Source organism: Nocardia aurea (assembly GCF_003123685.1).
In the GTDB taxonomy this organism is placed as follows: domain Bacteria; phylum Actinomycetota; class Actinomycetes; order Mycobacteriales; family Mycobacteriaceae; genus Nocardia; species Nocardia aurea.
Window position 1 is genome coordinate 57,585 of sequence record NZ_QCYJ01000115.1, and the last position, 17,704, is coordinate 75,288.

General features: G+C 66.7%; 18 protein-coding genes. 12 read left to right on the top strand and 6 right to left on the bottom strand.

Annotation, left to right across the window (positions count from 1 at the left end; all coding sequences use genetic code 11):
• Positions 1-640 precede the first annotated feature (640 nt).
• The 7 genes from DAT37_RS45000 to recX all read left to right on the top strand — a co-directional run bounded on the left by DAT37_RS45000 (position 641) and on the right by recX (position 6,733).
• Positions 641-814 carry a hypothetical protein gene (locus DAT37_RS45000; protein WP_198654441.1) on the top strand — a complete coding sequence of 58 codons (174 nt, stop codon included), beginning with the start codon at positions 641-643 and terminating at the stop codon, positions 812-814.
• Positions 815-1,017: 203 nt separating this feature from the next.
• Positions 1,018-1,728: a PIG-L deacetylase family protein gene (locus tag DAT37_RS26395; protein ID WP_109527737.1), complete on the top strand. Its 711-nt coding sequence runs from the start codon at positions 1,018-1,020 to the stop codon at positions 1,726-1,728.
• A gap of 78 nt (positions 1,729-1,806) precedes the next feature.
• Entirely contained in the window at positions 1,807-2,970 is a 1,164-nt protein-coding gene (locus DAT37_RS26400; RefSeq protein ID WP_109527567.1) for a glycosyltransferase, read from the top strand.
• Between the two features lie 67 nt (positions 2,971-3,037).
• Positions 3,038-3,229 carry a DUF3046 domain-containing protein gene (locus tag DAT37_RS26405; RefSeq protein ID WP_109527568.1) on the top strand — a complete coding sequence of 64 codons (192 nt, stop codon included), beginning with the start codon at positions 3,038-3,040 and terminating at the stop codon, positions 3,227-3,229.
• Between the two features lie 60 nt (positions 3,230-3,289).
• Entirely contained in the window at positions 3,290-4,630 is a 1,341-nt protein-coding gene (locus DAT37_RS26410; protein WP_109527569.1) for an aminoglycoside 3'-phosphotransferase, read from the top strand.
• A gap of 152 nt (positions 4,631-4,782) precedes the next feature.
• Positions 4,783-5,826 (top strand): recombinase RecA, encoded by a 1,044-nt coding sequence (recA, locus tag DAT37_RS26415; RefSeq protein WP_109527570.1) that lies wholly within the window; start codon positions 4,783-4,785, stop codon positions 5,824-5,826.
• Between the two features lie 376 nt (positions 5,827-6,202).
• Complete coding sequence (gene recX / locus DAT37_RS26420; protein ID WP_109527738.1) at positions 6,203-6,733, top strand: recombination regulator RecX; 531 nt, start codon at positions 6,203-6,205, stop codon at positions 6,731-6,733.
• Positions 6,734-6,745: 12 nt separating this feature from the next.
• Here recX and DAT37_RS26425 read toward each other — a convergent pair whose 3' ends face one another.
• Positions 6,746-7,507 carry a hypothetical protein gene (locus tag DAT37_RS26425; protein ID WP_109527571.1) on the bottom strand — a complete coding sequence of 254 codons (762 nt, stop codon included), beginning with the start codon at positions 7,505-7,507 and terminating at the stop codon, positions 6,746-6,748.
• 497 nt (positions 7,508-8,004) lie between these two features.
• Between DAT37_RS26425 and DAT37_RS26430 the strand changes: the two genes are divergently transcribed.
• Genes DAT37_RS26430 through DAT37_RS26450 form a run of 5 tightly spaced genes read left to right on the top strand, consistent with a single transcriptional unit; the run spans position 8,005 to position 13,895 of the window.
• Positions 8,005-9,015: a TauD/TfdA family dioxygenase gene (locus DAT37_RS26430; RefSeq protein ID WP_157978709.1), complete on the top strand. Its 1,011-nt coding sequence runs from the start codon at positions 8,005-8,007 to the stop codon at positions 9,013-9,015.
• On the top strand, positions 9,012-9,989 hold the full coding sequence (locus DAT37_RS26435) for an ornithine cyclodeaminase family protein (protein WP_232840001.1): 978 nt from the start codon (positions 9,012-9,014) through the stop codon (positions 9,987-9,989). The genes DAT37_RS26430 and DAT37_RS26435 overlap by 4 nt, the downstream gene beginning before the upstream one ends.
• Positions 9,980-11,341: a type III PLP-dependent enzyme domain-containing protein gene (locus tag DAT37_RS26440; protein WP_232840002.1), complete on the top strand. Its 1,362-nt coding sequence runs from the start codon at positions 9,980-9,982 to the stop codon at positions 11,339-11,341. Before DAT37_RS26435 ends, DAT37_RS26440 begins: the two co-directional genes overlap by 10 nt.
• A gap of 2 nt (positions 11,342-11,343) precedes the next feature.
• A complete protein-coding gene (locus DAT37_RS26445; RefSeq protein ID WP_109527741.1) occupies positions 11,344-12,471 on the top strand; it encodes a PLP-dependent cysteine synthase family protein in 1,128 nt (375 codons plus the stop codon).
• The gene (locus DAT37_RS26450; RefSeq protein WP_109527573.1) at positions 12,468-13,895 is read left to right on the top strand and encodes an MATE family efflux transporter; all 1,428 of its coding nucleotides are present in this window, start codon (positions 12,468-12,470) and stop codon (positions 13,893-13,895) included. Before DAT37_RS26445 ends, DAT37_RS26450 begins: the two co-directional genes overlap by 4 nt.
• Here the strand turns inward: DAT37_RS26450 and DAT37_RS26455 are convergent.
• The 5 genes from DAT37_RS26455 to gluA all read right to left on the bottom strand — a co-directional run bounded on the left by DAT37_RS26455 (position 13,877) and on the right by gluA (position 17,588).
• A complete protein-coding gene (locus DAT37_RS26455; protein ID WP_109527574.1) occupies positions 13,877-14,314 on the bottom strand; it encodes a DUF1801 domain-containing protein in 438 nt (145 codons plus the stop codon). The genes DAT37_RS26450 and DAT37_RS26455 overlap by 19 nt on opposite strands.
• 10 nt (positions 14,315-14,324) lie before the next feature.
• Positions 14,325-15,224 (bottom strand): amino acid ABC transporter permease, encoded by a 900-nt coding sequence (locus tag DAT37_RS26460; protein ID WP_109527575.1) that lies wholly within the window; start codon positions 15,222-15,224, stop codon positions 14,325-14,327.
• Positions 15,221-15,892, bottom strand: coding sequence for an amino acid ABC transporter permease (locus DAT37_RS26465; protein WP_109527576.1), 672 nt, complete (start codon positions 15,890-15,892; stop codon positions 15,221-15,223). The genes DAT37_RS26460 and DAT37_RS26465 overlap by 4 nt, the downstream gene beginning before the upstream one ends.
• An 85-nt stretch (positions 15,893-15,977) precedes the next feature.
• A complete protein-coding gene (locus DAT37_RS26470; RefSeq protein WP_109527577.1) occupies positions 15,978-16,811 on the bottom strand; it encodes a glutamate ABC transporter substrate-binding protein in 834 nt (277 codons plus the stop codon).
• 48 nt (positions 16,812-16,859) lie between these two features.
• Positions 16,860-17,588: a glutamate ABC transporter ATP-binding protein GluA gene (gene gluA, locus DAT37_RS26475; RefSeq protein WP_109527742.1), complete on the bottom strand. Its 729-nt coding sequence runs from the start codon at positions 17,586-17,588 to the stop codon at positions 16,860-16,862.
• Positions 17,589-17,704 lie beyond the last annotated feature (116 nt).

The following is a 17,704-nucleotide window of genomic DNA, read 5'->3' on the forward strand; positions in this document are numbered from 1 at the left end:
CGGTACATGTGCACCGCCGGGTCCGCGTTCGCGGCGGTTCGGCCGGTCGACTGGCACGGCGCTGCGGGAACCGTGACAGCTATTCCGGTGAACCGGTGGAGACGGGGCCGCCGGTATCTCTACCGACGCAGGGTAATAGGTGGGCGTATATCAACGGAAGTGTTGCCGCGGCGCGAATTCGTACCCACGCGTCGATCGAGGTATTACTCGACCGCGTTTCGTGGTACCGCCCGGCACACTCCGTTCCGGTGTGATGCGGATATGTCAAAAGGGTTCCTGAAGTAGTCGATAAAGCGATTGATTCACACCCTGCGGCCGTGGATCTCGGCCGTTGGGGAACATCCTGACAGTCGCCGAGTTTTGTAGCAACGGTTTCCGGGAATTCGCTCGATTCGATCTTGGAACCGACCGGATGGTAGCTGCGCCCGCCCTGGTGAACGCCCCGCTACCGTTCGGTAACCCCGTTTCAGGCCCGTAAAGCCCCTTTGACGCTCGCTCGGCGGGGAACCGGCGAGTAGGGGTGAACCCTGATTTGCACCCGGATATCGGTGGTGAGCTGGTGATTTACGTACCCGGCGCTGACAGCATGGAGGTGACGAACCGCCGGACGGCGGATCGTCGGAGACTTCAGGAGGCTGAAATGCTGTGGAAGATAATCGGTGTCGTCGCGGTCGTCTGGATCGTGCTCACCCTCGTCGGTGCGCTGATCAAGGGACTGTTCCCGATTCTGGTGATCAGCGTCGTGGTGTTCGGCCTGTACCTGCTGTACAAGGCGATCTCGGGGTCGGACAACTCGAGCGTCACCAAGCTGTAGTGCGCGAATACGCTGAGGGACAGGCCCTTTCCGGCCGGGTGCGGGCCACCGGCTAACGGCTCGGTCCGGGTTGCTGCCCGCCGTCGCAGCGACTCCGGCGAGTTCGCTGGGCGGAGAACCCGGCCGCGAGTGCCGGTCGCGCCGCGTCGGCCCGGTCCGCTGATTACGCCGGAAGTCCGTTCGTCACTGCTTGAATGGGAACCGTGGACCAAGTACCCGAGGACTGGCAGCGCGGGCTCGTGATCGTCGCGCATCCCGACGATATCGAGTACGGAGCCGCGGCCGCGGTCGCCCGCTGGACGGGCATGGGAAAAGATATTCGCTACGTACTCGTGACGAGCGGCGAGGCCGGAATAGCCGGAATGCCGCCCGCCGAGGCGGGTCCGCTGCGCGAGGCGGAGGAGATCGCCGCGGCCGAGGTGGTCGGCGTGCGCGAGGTCGAATTCCTCGGCCACCCCGACGGACGCGTACAGGAGACGTTGGCTCTGCGTCGTGATCTGGCCGCCGCGATCCGTCGTCATCGCCCGGAGATGGTGGTGCTGTTCCACTTCGGTGAGACCTGGGCTCCCGGGTACGTCAACAGCGCCGATCATCGCGCCGTCGGACGGGCCGGACTGGACGCGATCTCCGACGCGGGCAACGAATGGATCTTCCCGGAGTTGTCCGATCCGCCGCCGTGGTCGGCCCGGTACGCCGCGGTGGTCGGCCCGAATGCCACCCACGCGGTCGATGTCACCTCGACGATCGACCTGGCGGCGGCGTCGCTGGCCGCGTACCGCCGCTACCTGGAGGTCCTGAGCGAGGAACCCGTCGAATCCCAGGTGCGCGCGATCGTCGAGATGGCGACGAGCCCGAAGGAAGGTTTCCCCGCGGCGCGGGCGGTCGGATTCGAGCTGTACCACTTCGGCGGCTGAGTTGCCCTCCGAGTTCGCGCCTCGATGTCCGGAGGGCGGGTGCCGTCACCGGCGGGACCGGTGTGGCAGGCTGGGCGAATGCGTGTTGCCGTAGTCGCCGGGCCTGATCCCGGGCATGCGTTTCCGGCGTTGGCGCTGTGCGAGCGGTTCCTGGCGGCCGGGGACGATCCGGTGCTGTTCACCGGACCGCGATGGTTCGACACCGCCAAGAACGCGGGGATCGCGGTACGCAGACTCAAGGGTCTGGCTCCGCGCGCGACCGACGACGACGCCGATGCCGGGCAACGCATCCACGAACGCGCCGCGCATATCTCGACCGAGATCCTGCCCGATCTGAGCGCGATGCTGCCCGAGTTGGTGGTGTCGGACGTGTTGACTGCGGGCGGTGGTCTCGCCGCCGAACGGCTCGGGGTGCCGTGGGTGGAACTGTCCCCGCATCCGCTGTACCTGCCGTCGAAGGCGCTGCCGCCCATCGGCAGCGGACTCGCCGTCGGCGAGGGACTGCGCGGACGGATGCGCGACGGTGTGCTGCGGACCATGACCGCTCGCGCGATCCGCAACGGGCAACGCCAGCGCGAGGAGGCCAGGCGGACCGTGGGCCTGCCCGCCACCGATCCCGGTCCCGCCGCGCGGCTCATCGCCACCATTCCCGCCATCGAACTGCCACGTCCGGACTGGCCCGACAATGCCCACCTGATCGGTCCGTTGTTCTGGGAGCCCACCGAGGAGATCCTCGCGCTGCCGCCCGGTGACGGTCCGGTCGTCATGGTCGCCCCGTCCACCGCGCACACCGGCGTCGCCGGAATGGTCGAGACGGTGCTGGAGGCCCTCGACGGCACCGGTGTCCGTCTCGCGATCTCCATGCTCGACACGCCACCGGCCGACCTGCCCGCCTGGGCCACCGCGGGTCTGGGCCGTCAGGACCGACTGCTGACCCACGCCGCCCTCACCATCGGTGGCGGCGGCCACGGCCTGCTCACGAAATCCCTGATCGCCGGGGTTCCGATCATCACCGTCCCGGGCGGCGGTGACCAATGGGAACTGGCCAACAGGGCGGTCCGCCAGGGCAGTTCGATCCTGATCAGGCCGTTGACCGCGGACGCGGTCCGGGCGGCCGTGCGCGCGATACTCGACGACCCCCGATACACGGCGGCGGCACAGAGCGCGGCACAGAGCGCGGGCGAGGTCTCCGACCCGATCGCCCTCTGTCACGGCGTCGTCACCACGGCCGATCACCGCTGACCGACCCGGGCGATACCTACGCGATCCGGATCGGAGTCCGAAGGCGGACGCGAGTATCTTGAAAACGGTGCGGTTGACCGAATTCCAGGAACTGTTGCATACCGAGTTCGGGGTGGCGCGCGGCGACGCCCTGCTCAACGACCATTCGATTCTGTCTCTCGGGCGTACCGGGGCGGACGCGATCGAGGCCGGTGTCGACCCGCGTGAGGTCTGGCGGGCCCTGTGCGCCGAATTCGATGTGCCGCGGGTGCGGTGGTGACGAGACGGAGCACGGAGGCAGGAGCCGACGAGCGATGACGAGATTTCCCAGGCGAACGCGATGACCGCGGACCCGCGCGCGTACGCCTTCGATGAACGACAGCGGATGATCCCCGCCGACCCCGAGGCGCTGGCGGCGCGGGTGGCGGCCGCCGCGCCCGGTGATTTCGCGGACTACCGCCGGACCGGTATCGAGTTGATGCTGCTCGGCCGGTACGAGGAGGCGCTCGACCATCTCGATCGAGCGCTGGAGACCGTCGACACCGAAACCCGCGCCATCACGGTGTGGATCAACCTCGCCGATGTCTATCGGTACCGGGGCGACGCCGTCACCGCGATCGCGCTGTACCGCCGCGCGGTGGACGCGGCGCGCGATCGCGCGCCCGAGGTGCTCTCGACCGCGGCGCAACATCTGGGCAAGGCCCTGGCCGAACAGGGCGACACCGAGGCCGCGCGGGCGCTGCTGCGAGAAGCGCTGCGCCTGCGGGTCGCCGAGGGCGATCCGGAATCGATCGAATCCGCCAGGATCGCGTGGGAGACCGTCGAGAACGCGCGGATACCGCTGCCGCCGATGATCACGGCACTGTTCGGTGCGAACCCGGAGTTCTCCGACGACCACGAGGGGATGAGCGGCGGGGTGGTGCGCGTGAACGGCGCCTTCTGGATGAAGCGCGGGCCGGGCGCCGTCGCGGAGTACGCGCGTCTGAACTGGTTGCGCGAGCATGGAATTCGGGTGCCGGACATCGCCGTGTTCGAATCGGATGTCCTCGTCCTCGCCGACGCGGGAGTGCGGAGCCTGGCGGCGGGCTCGGCCCGCTGTGCCGATGCCGATGCCGATGCCGATGGCGGTGGCGGTGGCGGTGGCGGTGGCGGTGATGCGGTGGAACTGTCGGGAGCGGGGAGGGCCGTGCCGGACGCTGTAGCGGAGTCCGTGTCGAGGCGGGCCGAATCGGTCGGCGCGGCCCTCGGCGCGCTGTTGCGTGAGCTGCACGCCCTCCCGACGGCCGGGTGCCCGTTCGACAGCGGGCTGGACGCGACACTCGTGCTGGCGCGCCGCAATGTGCTCGAGGGGCTGGTCGATTCCGGTGATTTCGACGACGACCACGCGGGGAGCACGCCGGAGGAACTGCTGCGCCGCTTGGTCGCCGAACGCCCCGACGAGTCGGATCTCGTTGTCACACACGGTGATTTCACCCCGGCCAATGTGCTGGAGGGCGGAATCCTGATCGATGTGGACCGTCTCGGCGTCGCGGACCGGTACCGCGATCTGGCATTGGCCGAACGCGACCTGCGCGAGGATTTCGGCGCCGCGGCGGTGGAGGCGTTCTTCGGCGCCTACGGACTCGCCGACCCGGACCGGCGGCGATCGGACTACTACCGCCTGGTGGACGAATTGTTCTGATCTGTCCTTCACCGCCGCGAATGATCTCGGCCGCGTCACTTGACTCGAACACCTGTTCGTTTAAGCTGGGCGCCGGAACTTGTCGGTGCCGCCCTCTAATGTGGGCGCCAACCAAAGAACGAGACTTCACCCGGCGAAAAGGGGATCAGGACATGGCACCACAGGCGTACGACCGCGACAAGGCGCTCGAACTGGCGCTGGCCCAGGTCGAGAAGAGTTTCGGCAAGGGCGCGGTCATGCGGCTGGGCGAGGAAGCCCACCAGCCGATCTCGGTGATCCCGACCGGTTCCATCGCCCTCGACGTCGCCCTCGGCATCGGCGGCCTGCCCCGTGGCCGCATCGTCGAGATCTACGGTCCGGAATCCTCGGGTAAGACCACCGTCGCCCTGCACGCCGTCGCCAACGCCCAGGCCGCGGGCGGTGTCGCCGCCTTCATCGATGCCGAGCACGCGCTCGATCCCGACTACGCGCGCAAACTCGGTGTCGATACCGACGCGCTGCTCGTCTCCCAGCCCGACACCGGTGAGCAGGCCCTCGAGATCGCGGACATGCTGATCCGTTCCGGCGCCATCGACATCATCGTCATCGACTCCGTCGCCGCCTTGGTGCCGCGCGCCGAGATCGAGGGCGAGATGGGTGACAGTCACGTCGGCCTGCAAGCCCGCCTGATGAGCCAGGCACTGCGCAAGATGACCAGCGCGATCAACAATTCCGGTACCACCGCCATCTTCATCAACCAGTTGCGCGAGAAGATCGGCGTCATGTTCGGTTCGCCCGAGACCACGACCGGTGGTAAGGCGCTGAAGTTCTACGCCTCGGTGCGTCTGGACGTGCGCCGCATCGAAACCCTCAAGGACGGCACCGACGCGGTCGGCAACCGCACCCGCGTCAAGGTCGTGAAGAACAAGGTGTCGCCGCCGTTCAAGCAGGCCGAATTCGACATCCTCTACGGCCACGGCATCTCCAAGGAGGGCTCGCTCATCGATATGGGCGTCGAGCACGGCTTCATCCGCAAGTCCGGCTCCTGGTACACCTACGAGGGCGACCAGCTGGGCCAGGGCAAGGAGAACGCCCGCAAATTCCTGCTCGAGAACATCGATATCCGCGACGAGGTCGAGAAGAAGATCAAGGAGAAGCTGGGTATCGGCGCGGTGGTGACGGCGGAGGCCGGTGCCGAGGTCCCCGCGGAATTCTGATCCAGGACCGACCATGAGCACAGCGTCCTCGGAGACCGGTCCGGGTGCGGGGCGGTCGAACGGACCCGGCTCACACTCGGCGGCGACCGATCCCGTTTCGGAGATGCGCAGGCGTCTGGCCGAACTCGGTGTCGCCGAGGAGACGATCCCTTCCCGTACGCACGGGTGGGAACACCGACCAGTCCGGTCGGCCGAAGGTGGTTCGGGCGATCAGGACTTCGCGGGCGCCCGGTCGAGCGAACCCGATCCGCAGCGGGGACGCTCGACCGGGGCCACCGCTCGCGCTGGTCGCGCACGGGGGCGCCGAGCGCGATTCACGACAGATGACTCCCGGACGGCCGCCGAGGGAGGATCCGGCGGCCGACGGGGGGATCCGGTGGCGGCCGGATCCGCGCGTGGTGCCGAACGCACCCCGCAGGGCGGGACGGTCGAGCAGGCGAAGGACGCGTGTCTTCGCCTGCTCGCTGTCCGCGCCCGCAGCCGCGCCGAACTCGCACGCCGTCTGGCGGAGAAGGGCTACGCCGAAGAGATCGCCGAGACGGCACTGGCACGTCTCACCGAGGTGGGGCTGATCGACGACGCGGCCTTCGCCGAACAATGGGTGCAGTCCCGGCACACGTTCTCCGGTAAGGGCAGACAGGCACTCGCCCAGGAACTGCGCCGCAAGGGCGTCGCGCAGGCCGATGCCGAACCTGCCCTCGAGGCGATCTCCTCCGACGACGAGACGGCCCGCGCCACCGAGTTGGTCCGGCGCAAACTCCGCACCATGCCCCGGGATCTCGACGCCGACAAGACGGTGCGCCGCTTGGTCGGCATGCTGGCCCGCCGCGGGTACAGCAGCGCCACCGCCTTCACCGTCGTGAAAGCCGAACTCGCCGGGATCGAATCGGCCGACGAGTTCGACTGATCGACAGCGGGCTCAGGGGTGGGCCGGTGCCGGTCGGAGTACTTCCAGTCCCTGATGCAGACGCTCGAACAGCAGCCGGTGGTCCATGCGCGGCTCGTCGTCGTGCGCGTGGACGAAGACCTCGGGCGCCAGGAGTTCGCGCAGTCGGTCCTGCACGCCTTCTCCGTACCCCTGCCGGAAGGTGTCCATGTCGAAATGGTGCTCGGCCCGCACGGTGGCGAGGACGCAGTGGTCGTCCTCGATGACCAGCCCGGCCTCGATCGCCTTCGCCTCGAGGGTGTGGTCGTTGTAGTAGCAGTAGACGATCTCGGCCGAGATCGTGCCGCTCACATACATCTCACCGTCGGTGTAGACGGCGCGGGCACGCAGGCCGTCTCCGATCATCACCGCGGAGTCCGGGCCCGAATCCGTGAACACGTTCCGCACCGTCACCGATCCGGTGACGAGGAACGGCCCGACCACCCGCAGGTCACCCGCGACGACCAGATCCCCGTGGTGGAAGAACGGCTTCCCGACGCGGGTGTCCTTGTCGAGTTCGAGGCGGGAACCGGGCGCGGTCAGTGTGCGCCGGCACAGTTCCACGACGATCCATCGATCGTCCGGGGGCACGATCCTGTGCACCAGTGCGGCGAATTCCGGCCAGGAACCGCTTTCGGCCCCCACCAGATTCGCCAGCCATCGGGGGTCGAGCTCCTCCGCGCGCAGCGCCGTCGCCGCCGCCCGCAACGCGTCGAGATCCGGCGCTTCCTTCGCGGCCTTCGCCATGTCCGTCATGCCCGACACCCTAGAGCAGTGCGACGGCGATTCCGCACGGTACGGCAGTATCGGTCCCCGGGTCCGGCGTGGTCGAAAAAGGTTGTGGCCGTACCGAACTCTCGGGACAGGCGAATCCCGTACGCGCGGCCCGAGGGAATTGCGAGGGGGGCCGACGGAGGGGGCGGAGCCGCTTGCTTTACTGATCGGGATCGCGGCGCGGAGCCCCTCTCGATCGCTCTTCGGCTCTCGCGCATCCTGTGAACGACCGCGCGTGCTACGCACGCGTCCATATCATGGATGAACATCGTTGGGAGAGAGGCGATTCGGATGATCACGAAAGATCGTTTCCTGGTTAGGGATGCCTTGCCTAACCGTATGACCCTCGGATAGTCTCGTGACCGTTCTCGATGTGCCGGTGGAGTCCTACGTCCCGACCCGCCACCAGTTTTGCGCGCACAGCCGAAAGACCACACGAACCGCGGCCCGCGGCGTGCCTCGCGAAGGGAGATTTCAGGATGTCGTCTGCGGTGGACAGCGCGGTTCGTCCGCTCGAGATCCGGACGCTCGGCACGAGATCGCGGGCCATGCTGCACGAGCTCGGGACGACGCTGGCGGCGGCATACGGCTCGCTGTCCAATCCTCGCTGTAGACAAGCGATCTCGGCATTCGCCGCGAATATGGACGGCGAGTTGCGCGAGAAGATCCGCCCGCCGGCGACCGACAGCGGTATCTGCGTGGTCCGCGGACTGTTCGTCGACGAGCGATCGCTGGGCCGCACCCCGCCCATCTGGTCGGCCGTCGACGAGGCCGCGAGCCTGCCGACGGACCTGCAGATGCTGTTGCTCGGCAGCATGATCGGCCGTCCCTTCGGTTGGCGCGGTCAGCAGGAAGGGCGGCTGGTGAACAACGTCATGCCCGCGCGCGGCTACGAGAACGTGCAGACCGGGGCGAGCAGTTCGCTGCTGCTGAGTCCGCACACCGAGGACGCCTTCCATCCGCATCGCTCGCATGTGTTCCTGCTCAGCTGTATTCGCAATGTGGACGCGGTGGCGACCACCATCTCCTCGGTGCGCGATGTCGAACTCTCGCCCGCCGATCGCGAGACACTCCTGCGTCCGACCATTCCGATCATGCCCGACCTCACCTACGGGGATATGGAACGGTGGGGGCCCGCCGGTCCGATTCCGACACTGTGGGAACGGTCGGACGGGCTGTGTCTGCGCTACGACCCGGATTTCACGCCGTGGACCGAGGCCGACCCGGAATATGAAGCGGCATATCGGCGATTGAGCGAGGAACTCGAGCGTGTCGGCAGGCGTGTCGTGCTCGAACCCGGTGATGTCGCCATCGTCGACAACGACGTGGTGGTGCACGGACGAGTTCCGTTCACGGCGCGTTTCGACGGCACCGATCGGTGGCTGAAGCGGGTGAATATCGCCATGCCGGATAGGCCCCGTCCGGTCACGGAACTCGACGAGAACGGATACGGTCAGCAGGTCGAATATCTCTGTTTGGAGTCGAAATGACTGACATGCCGCTGCGCGTGCTCACGCGTAATGATCTGGTAGATATCGCCATAACCCCCGCCGAAGTGATCGCCTCCGTGCGCGATGTCTATGTGACCCTGGCGCAGGGGCACTCGCGCAATCCGGCCAAGATCGCGCTACCGGTTCCGGATCGGGATTCGATCTCGTATTCGATGCTCGGCTACGACGGGTCGAGGAAGGTCGTCGCCTTCAAGACCTCGTACAAACAGGAGAAGGGGCGTGGTGAGAAGAACTACTACACGACCATCACGCTCTACGACGACGAGACCGGCGTTCCCATCGCGCTGATGGACTGCGCCAGGATCGGCGCGTTGCGCACACCGGCGGCGACCGCGCTGCTCGCCGAGGCGAGCGCCGCGCCCACCGCGCGGTCGGCGCTGCTGATCGGAACCGGTACCCAGGGGCGCCAAGCGCTGCCGTATCTGCTGTCGGTATTGCCCGATCTGGACCATCTGATGCTGTACGGAACCCACGAGGCCGGGATCGCCGCGGTACTGGAGGTATTCGCCGGGCATCACCCGGACCGCACGATCGAGATCGTCACCGATCCGTACGGCGCGGCGATCGAGGCCGATATCGTGCTGGCCGCCTCTGGCCCCGCCACCGAGGTCAAGATCCGGACGAATTCCCTCAAACCCGGCGCGGTACTGGTCGACGTCGGATACGGCGTCGCCGATTCGGCCCTGCTCGACGCCGACTACGCCATCGCCACCAGCGCGAGCCAGTTGGCCGTCACCGGAAAGTATCTGGCGGATTCGAACGGATCGCTGCGACCGGTCGACGCCGAACTGCCGCACATCCTCGCGGGCGACGGATTCGGCCGTGGAACACCCGATGATCGGGTATTCGCCTACAACAGCGGTCTCGTCGTCACCGATATCGCCGTGGGACACGCATTGGCCACCCGCGCCATCGAAGCGGGCCGTGGACAGGAGCTACGACTGTGGAAGTGACACAGGCCGCCCACCCGCTACCGGCACGTGAGCCGGAGTGGGTGCGGCGCGTCTACGCCGACCCCGCCGCGCTCGGCGATATCGCCGACGCGGTGGGCGGCGGCCCTTTTCATGTGCTGCATCCCGACCAGTTCACCGTGAACCTCGCCGGATTCGTCGACGCCATGGTCACCGCGGGCGTGGACGGCAAGGTCTACTTCGGTAAGAAGGCCAACAAGGCCGCGTGCTGGCCGCGTGCCTGCGCGGGCGCGAACGCCGGGGTGGATGTCGCGAGCGCGCCGGAATTGGTGCACGCCTTGGCCAATGGGGTTCGCGGCGAGGATCTGGTGGTGACCGGGCCCGCGAAAACCGATGATCTGCTGTGGCTGGCGGCCCGCCATCGCGGTCTGATCGCGGTCGACGCGCTCGACGAACTGGATCGGCTCGTCGCGATCGCCGACGCCGCCGACCCCGTACGCATTCTGCTGCGCGTGCTCCCGGCCTCGAATCCGCACAGCCGCTTCGGATTCGACGACGCCGAGCTGGCGCTCGCGCTGGATCGGTGCGTGGAACATCGCGCCCGAATCACCATGGAGGGATTCTCCTTCCATCTCACCGGCTACGCCGTCGCGCCGCGCGCCTGGCAGGCGTCGGACGTGATCGACCGGTGCCTGGCGGCACGGGCGCGGGGCCTGGCGGCCACGTCGGTCTCGATCGGCGGCGGATTCGCGGTGGATTACGTCGGCGAGACCGCCTGGCAGGAATTCCTGCGCGATTACCGCGACGATTGGTTCCATACCGGGAAGAAGTTCAGCGGGTTCTATCCGTATCACGCCGATCCCGCGGGCGGCGAGATGCTTTCGGCGATTCTGGCCAGTTCGGTGGCATCGCAGCACGCCGATCTCGCGGCCAAGTTCGCGCAGACCGAGACGCGATTACTGATCGAACCGGGACGCGCGATGCTCGACGGCTGCGGTTTCACGGTATTTCCCGTTCTCGGCTACAAACAACGCGAGGAATACGGTTTCATCACCGCGTCGGGGTTGAGTCTGAGTCTTTCCGAACAATGGTTCGCCAGCGAATACCTGCCGGATCCGTTCCTGTGGCCGCAGCGCGGAACAGGGGTGCCGACCAATGCCTGCGTCGGCGGTTCCAGTTGTCTGGAAAGCGATATGTTGTCCTGGCGCAAGATTCGGTTCGATCGCGTTCCCCGCCGGGGCGATCTGCTGATCTATCCGAATACCGCCGGATACCAGATGGATTCGAACGAATCGGAATTCCATCAGCTGGAATTGCCGCCGAAGATCGTCGTGACGACCGCGTCGGACCGCATCGGGTGGCGATGGGAATCCGCGCGGCGCGGAGGAATGTGATCATGACCGTGGACGACGTGGCGCGTACGACCGACAGCGCCGATCGTGGTGATCGGCCCGTCGGCACGCGGCCGGAGAACATCGTCGGCAGCGTCTCCGACCTGGTCGGGCGCACGCCGCTGATCGAACTGTGCCGGACGGGTTCGGGCTCGCGCCTGTTGCTCAAACTCGAGCAGTTCAACCCGACGGGTTCGGCGAAGATCCGCATGGCCAGGCAGATGGTGCTCGACGCCGAACGCGACGGCCGGTTGCCGCCCGGCGGACACATCATCGAATCCACCTCGGGAAATACCGGGCTGGGTCTGGCGGTGATGGCGGCCGAGCGCGGCTACCGTTTCACCGCCGTCGTGGACAACCACGCCGCCAAGGACAAATTGCGCGCGATGGCGGCCATGGGCACCCGCCTGGTGTACGTGGCCGACACCAGCGACGACGGTCCCAGTGCGACCGCGCGCGAAGAACACGCCGCCGAACTCGCCGAGGCCGAGGACGGCGCCTACTTCTTCGACCAGCACAACAATCCGAGCAACGCGCGGGGCTACCACGCGCTCGCCCACGAACTGCGCGCCGACCTGAACTCCGACGTCGACTATCTCGTCAGCTCGGTGGGGACGGGCGGCTCGCTGTTCGGAACGGCGCGCGAACTGCGTCGTCTCGGGTCGTCGGTCACGGTGATCGGTGTCGAACCCGTGGGTTCCATCGTCTTCGGCGGTCCCGGCGGTCCGTACTGGCAATCGGGAACGGGCACGCCGCCCGGCGGGGAGATCGGCAGCACGATCGACTACGAACTCCTCGACGAGGGGGTTAAGGTATCCGATGTCCACGCGTTTGCTACGGCACGTGTGGTGGCGCGGCGCAACGGACTCATGCTCGGCGGTTCGGTCGGTGGCGCGGTCTATATTGCGATGCGACTGCTCCGCGAAATACCTTCCGGTAGCACGGTGGTCACGATCGCGTGCGACGGAGGCGAGAAATATCTCGATACGATCTTCAACGACGAGTGGATGCGTGACAAGGATTTGCTGAGTCCGGCCGCAGAGGGAGAGGTTCGACAATTGCTGGATGAATACGCCCGCGAGGTCTCGTCTGCCTCGGATCCGCGGCAACCGGGTAGGCCGACGCAGGCATGACCATCGCCCTCGGTGTGCGTGAGAGTCGGCCGCTGATCGCTCTCGCCGCGCCCATTGCCGGTATCCAACTCGCCCAGGTCGCCCTGACCACCACCGACCTGGCGATGATGGGTCTGCTCGGGGTCCAGGCCATCGCCGCGGGCGGTCTCGCACTCACCCTCTACAACCAGATCCGCACCATGTGCGTGGGCGTCGTCACCGCCGTCGGCAATCTCGTCGCCGCCGCGGTCGGGCGTTCGGAGGCCCGCGCGGGCGCCGATCACCTCGACCAGCGCGCCCATACCGAGATCCGCCAGATCGTGCGCGCGGCCTTCCTGGTCGCCACCGTCGTCGGTCTGCTCGCGGGCGGTGTCCTCACCGCGCTGAGCTACACCCTCGAATGGTTCGGCCAGGATCAGGTCATCCTCGAACTGGCCCGCCCGATGATGATCGCGCTCGCGTTCGGTCTGGTGCCCATGCTGTGGCTCAACGTGCTGCGCCAATTCGCCGTCGGCATGCGCAGACCGGGTTCGCTGCTGTGGGTCACCATCGCCTCGATCGGTATCAACGCCGCCCTCAACGGCGCGTTCATCTACGGCTGGCTGGGCCTGCCGGTCCTCGGGCTCACCGGCATCGGTGCCGCCACCTCCTTCGTCAACCTGCTGACCTTCGGCGCGTTCTTCCTCATCGTCCGCCGCGACCAACATCTCGCGCCGCTGCTGTCGATCCAGGCCTGGCGTGCCGATATGGGCACGGTCCGCGAAATTCTGCGCCTCGGGATCCCGATCAGTCTCACCTACGGCTCCGAGGCCGGGATCTTCTCCGTCGCGGTCCTCATCATGGGCAGTTTCGGTCCGGCCGCGCTGGCCGCACACAATGTCGTCATCCAACTGACCTATATCGTCTTCCAGGTCACCATCGGGCTGTCCCATGGTTCATCGATCCTGGTCAGCCGGGTGGTCAGCAAGGGAGATCTCGACGAGGCCAAGCGCATCTCGCGCACCGCGCTCACTCTCGGCGGAATCGTCATGGGCGTGGTCGGCGCGGTGTACCTGGTGGCGCCGGAACTGGTCCTGCGACCGTTCCTGGACAGCAACGAGGCCGCCGAGGTGATGCCGCTGGCGCGGGTGCTGCTGTTGGTCGCGGTCGTCCAGCAGTTCATGGACTGCGCGCAGAACATCGGCGTCGGACTGCTGCGCGGTCTCGGCAACACCAAGAGCGGGTTCCGCATCACGCTCATCGGCTACTGGGCCGTCGGGCTACCCGTCCTGATCGTCTTCGCCTACGGATTCGGGCTCCGCGGGCCGGGTGTATGGCTCGGGCTGTGCGCGGGCCTCGCGGTCACCGCGGTGCTGCTGCTGCGGCGATTCGACCACGACCTGCGGGCGTTACGGCCGGAACCGGAGCGACGCGGAACCGTCACCGCTCAGCCCGGTTCGCCGTAGAGTTTCTCGCCCGCCAGAAACCGTCGCTCCAGATCGCCGAGGATTTCGCGGACCGTCTCCAGATCCAGATCCGACAGGCGCTTGAACCGGATACACGATTTGCCGCACGAGACCTTCCCCAGCCGGTCCGCGTACACCTCGGCGACATAGCGCCCGTCCTGGAGCGCCGAAATATACAGCGACACATAGTTCTTCCGAGCCGCCAGCGATACCAGCGGCCACTCGGAGGGCTTCTTCATACTCTTGCTCCGATAGGGGATCAGGCCGTAACCGAGCATGCTCGCGCCCGTGGATCCGGTCAGCACCGGCTCGAAGGCGGGCGCGCTCGCCCGGATGAGCGCGTCGAGCTCGCGCAATTCCTCGGCCCTCGGTCCGGCCGCGGCCAGGAATTCCTCGAAGGCCGCCTCATCGACGCTCATCGGTCGACGCTCATCGTTTGGTCACGATGTCCACGCCGGGCGCGGCGTCGGTGAGCACCGAATCGGCGGCGAGCACGGCGCCGCCCTTGATTCGCCGCCTGGCACGCAGTCGCTGCTCCAGCTTCGTCGCGGTGAACGACAGCGAGCTGTTGAGGATGATCATGATGACCGCGACGACGATCAGCGCCGGGATGATGTTCTGCTCCGACGCGCCGAGCTGTTTGCCCTCGCGGACGATCTCGCCGTAGGTGATCTGATAACCGAGCGCCGTATCCTTCAGCGCGACAACCATTTGCGAGATCAGCGCGGGCAGCATCGCGGTGACCGCCTGCGGCAGCAGGATCAGACGCATCAGCTGGTTCTTGCGCAGGCCGAGCGCGACGGCGGCCTCGCTCTGTCCCTTGGGCAGCGAGCGGATGCCCGCACGGACGATCTCGGCGATGACCGACCCGTTGTAGATGGTCAGCGCGACGACCACCGCGGCCAGCGCCAGATCATCGGATTTGAAGACTTTGTACTCGGAGAAGATCGCGAACAGGAAGATCATCAGGATCAACACCGGGATGGCCCGGGAGAATTCGACGATCGCACCGGCCACGATGCGCACCCACCGATGTTCGGAGAGCCGCAGGATGCCGAAGATCATGCCCAGTATCAGCGCGAAGACGATGGAGAGCACCGCGGCGACGATGGTGCCCTTCAGGCCGGGCAGCAGGTAGGTCTCCCAGACATCGGCGTCGAGGAATGGTTTCCATTTCTCGGCGGCGAACTGTCCCTGTTCGTCGAACGCCCGGTACAGCACGAATCCGACCGCGATGATCACCGCGGCCACCAGCACCGAGATGAGGTTGTTGCGCAGCCGCGCGCGGGGCCCCGGCGCGTCGAAGAGTACGGATGCGCCTGAGCTCATCGGGCCACCTCGAATCGCTTGGCGAGCCAGCCGAACAACAGGCCGGCGGGCAGGGTCAGACAGACGAAGCCGAGCGCGAAGATGGCGCCGATCGCGATGATGGCGGCCTCGTTCTCGTTCATCTCGGCCATGAGGTAGGCCGCCTCGGCGACACCGATGGCGGAGGCGATCGTGGAATTCTTGGTGAGCGCGATGAACACGCTGCCCAGCGGGGCGATCACCGATCGGAAGGCCTGCGGCAGCACCACGTAGCGCAGATTCTGACCGAAGCTGAAACCGAGCGAGCGGCCCGCCTCGGACTGGCCCAGCGCCACGGTGTTGATACCCGAGCGCAGCGATTCGCAGACGAACGCGCCGGTGTAGACGCTGAGTCCGACGATGGCCCAGCGATAGTTGTTGTCGGTGATCGAATCGCCCGCGAGCTTCCAGCCCAGCGTGAGGTAGAGACCGAGCGAGCAGAACAGGATGATCAGCGTCAGCGGGGTGTTGCGGAAGACGGTGACGTAGGCGGTGCCGAGCGCGCGAGCGACCGGAACCGGGGATACGCGCATCGCGGCGACCAGGGTTCCCAGGATCAATGCGCCGACGGCGGAGAAGACGGTCAGCTGGATGGTCACCCAGAAGGCTTCCAGAATCCTGGTGTCGTATTCCGAGATCAGGTCGAACACGGTGGGCGTATCCCTCCGATCGGTATGGGGTCGGCAGTTCGGCGAAACGGGTGGTCGGCGCGATCGCCGACCACCCGCGTCGCGATCAGTAGCGGTTCACCGTGGGCGGTTGCGGCACGGGGTAGCCCGAACTGCCGACCGTCGAGGTGAAGGCCTTGGTCCAGGAACCGTCGGCGATCATGGCCTCGATGGCGTCGTTGATCTGGCCGCGGATCTCGGTATCGCCCTTCTTGACGCCGATGCCGTAGTTCTCCGTGGTGAACGGTTTGCCGACGACCTTGAGCTGGCCGGGGGACTGGGCGGCGAAACCGGCGAGGATGATGTCGTCGGTGGTCACGGCGTCGACCGAACCGTTGCGCAGCGCCTCGACACACAGCGAGTAGGTGTCGAACTCCTGCAACTGGACGTCCTTGGCGTACTTGTCCTTGACGTTCTGCGCGGGCGTCGAACCCTTCACCGAGCACAGCTTCTTGTTGCCGGTCAGCGATTCGGCACCGGTGATATCGGTGTTGTCGGCCTTCACCAGCAGCGACTGGCCCGCCACGAAATACGGACCGGCGAAATCGACCTTCTCCTTGCGCTTGTCGTTGATCGAGTAGGTGGCGACGACGAAGTCCACCTGACCGTTCTCGATCAACGTCTCGCGCTGGGCCGACGGCGCTTCCTTGAATTCGATGTTCTCCGGCTTCACGCCGAGTTTCTCACCGACGTACTTGGCGACCTCGACATCGAAACCGCTGAACGAGCCGTCCTTGTTGCGCAGGCCCAGGCCGGGCTGATCGAATTTGATGCCGACGGTCAGCTTGCCGTCCTTGGCGTTTTCGAGGCCGGATTTGTCGTCGCCGCCGCCACAGGCGGAGACGGCGAGCGCCAGGGCGATCGCCCCGACACCGAAGCGCAGTGCACGGTTGATCCTCATCGAGTTCCCAACTCCTCTTATGGTTTTCGTTGCCGTGTTCCAGTGCGGTCAGTGGCTCAGGATCTTGCCGAGGAAATCCTTGGCACGGTCGGATTTCGGTGCGGTGAAGAAGGATTCGGGCTCGGTGTCCTCGACGATCGATCCGTCGGCCATGAACAGCACGCGGTTGCCCGCCCGGCGGGCGAAACCCATCTCGTGGGTGACCACGAGCATGGTCATCCCCTCCTTGGCCAGCGAGACCATGACGTCGAGCACCTCGTTGACCATCTCGGGGTCGAGGGCCGAGGTCGGCTCGTCGAAGAGCATCACCTTCGGGCTCATCGCCAGCGCGCGGGCGATCGCCACGCGCTGCTGCTGGCCGCCGGAGAGCTGCGCCGGATATTTGTCGGCCTGGTTCGCGATACCGACCCGCTCGAGCAGTTCCATGGCGCGCGCGCGGGCGGCGTCCTTCTTGACCTTGCGCACCTTGATCGGCGCGAGCATCACGTTCTCGACGATGGTCTTGTGCGCGAAGAGATTGAAGGACTGGAACACCATGCCGACGTCGGCGCGCAACGCCGCCAGCGCCTTTCCCTCGGCGGGCAGCGGCACCCCGTCGATGGCGATATCGCCGGAATCGATCGGCTCCAGCCGGTTGATGGTGCGGCACAGCGTCGACTTACCCGAGCCGGACGGGCCGAGCACGATGACGACCTGACCCCTCGGCACCTCGAGATTGATGTCGCGCAGGACGTGGAGTTCGCCGAAATGCTTGTCCACCTTGCTCATCGCGATCATGGGCGGCCCGGCGGCGGGGGCCTGCGCGGGGGCGTCCTTGCTCAGCGACTGCGGCGCCTCGGCGGCGGCTGCGTTCCCGGTCGTGGCGTCCCCGGCGGAATCGGGCGCGGCATCGG

Bases quoted from the DNA above. Each gene is read 5' to 3' on its own strand.
- DAT37_RS45000 (WP_198654441.1), top strand. From the start codon at position 641: ATGCTGTGGAAGATAATCGGTGTCGTCGCGGTCGTCTGGATCGTGCTC.
- DAT37_RS26400 (WP_109527567.1), top strand. From the start codon at position 1,807: ATGCGTGTTGCCGTAGTCGCCGGGCCTGATCCCGGGCATGCGTTTCCG.
- DAT37_RS26410 (WP_109527569.1), top strand. From the start codon at position 3,290: ATGACCGCGGACCCGCGCGCGTACGCCTTCGATGAACGACAGCGGATG.
- recA (WP_109527570.1), top strand. From the start codon at position 4,783: ATGGCACCACAGGCGTACGACCGCGACAAGGCGCTCGAACTGGCGCTG.
- DAT37_RS26425 (WP_109527571.1), bottom strand. From the start codon at position 7,507: ATGACGGACATGGCGAAGGCCGCGAAGGAAGCGCCGGATCTCGACGCG.
- DAT37_RS26430 (WP_157978709.1), top strand. From the start codon at position 8,005: ATGTCGTCTGCGGTGGACAGCGCGGTTCGTCCGCTCGAGATCCGGACG.
- DAT37_RS26435 (WP_232840001.1), top strand. From the start codon at position 9,012: ATGACTGACATGCCGCTGCGCGTGCTCACGCGTAATGATCTGGTAGAT.
- DAT37_RS26445 (WP_109527741.1), top strand. From the start codon at position 11,344: ATGACCGTGGACGACGTGGCGCGTACGACCGACAGCGCCGATCGTGGT.
- DAT37_RS26450 (WP_109527573.1), top strand. From the start codon at position 12,468: ATGACCATCGCCCTCGGTGTGCGTGAGAGTCGGCCGCTGATCGCTCTC.
- DAT37_RS26455 (WP_109527574.1), bottom strand. From the start codon at position 14,314: ATGAGCGTCGATGAGGCGGCCTTCGAGGAATTCCTGGCCGCGGCCGGA.
- DAT37_RS26460 (WP_109527575.1), bottom strand. From the start codon at position 15,224: ATGAGCTCAGGCGCATCCGTACTCTTCGACGCGCCGGGGCCCCGCGCG.
- DAT37_RS26470 (WP_109527577.1), bottom strand. From the start codon at position 16,811: ATGAGGATCAACCGTGCACTGCGCTTCGGTGTCGGGGCGATCGCCCTG.
- gluA (WP_109527742.1), bottom strand. From the start codon at position 17,588: ATGATCGCGATGAGCAAGGTGGACAAGCATTTCGGCGAACTCCACGTC.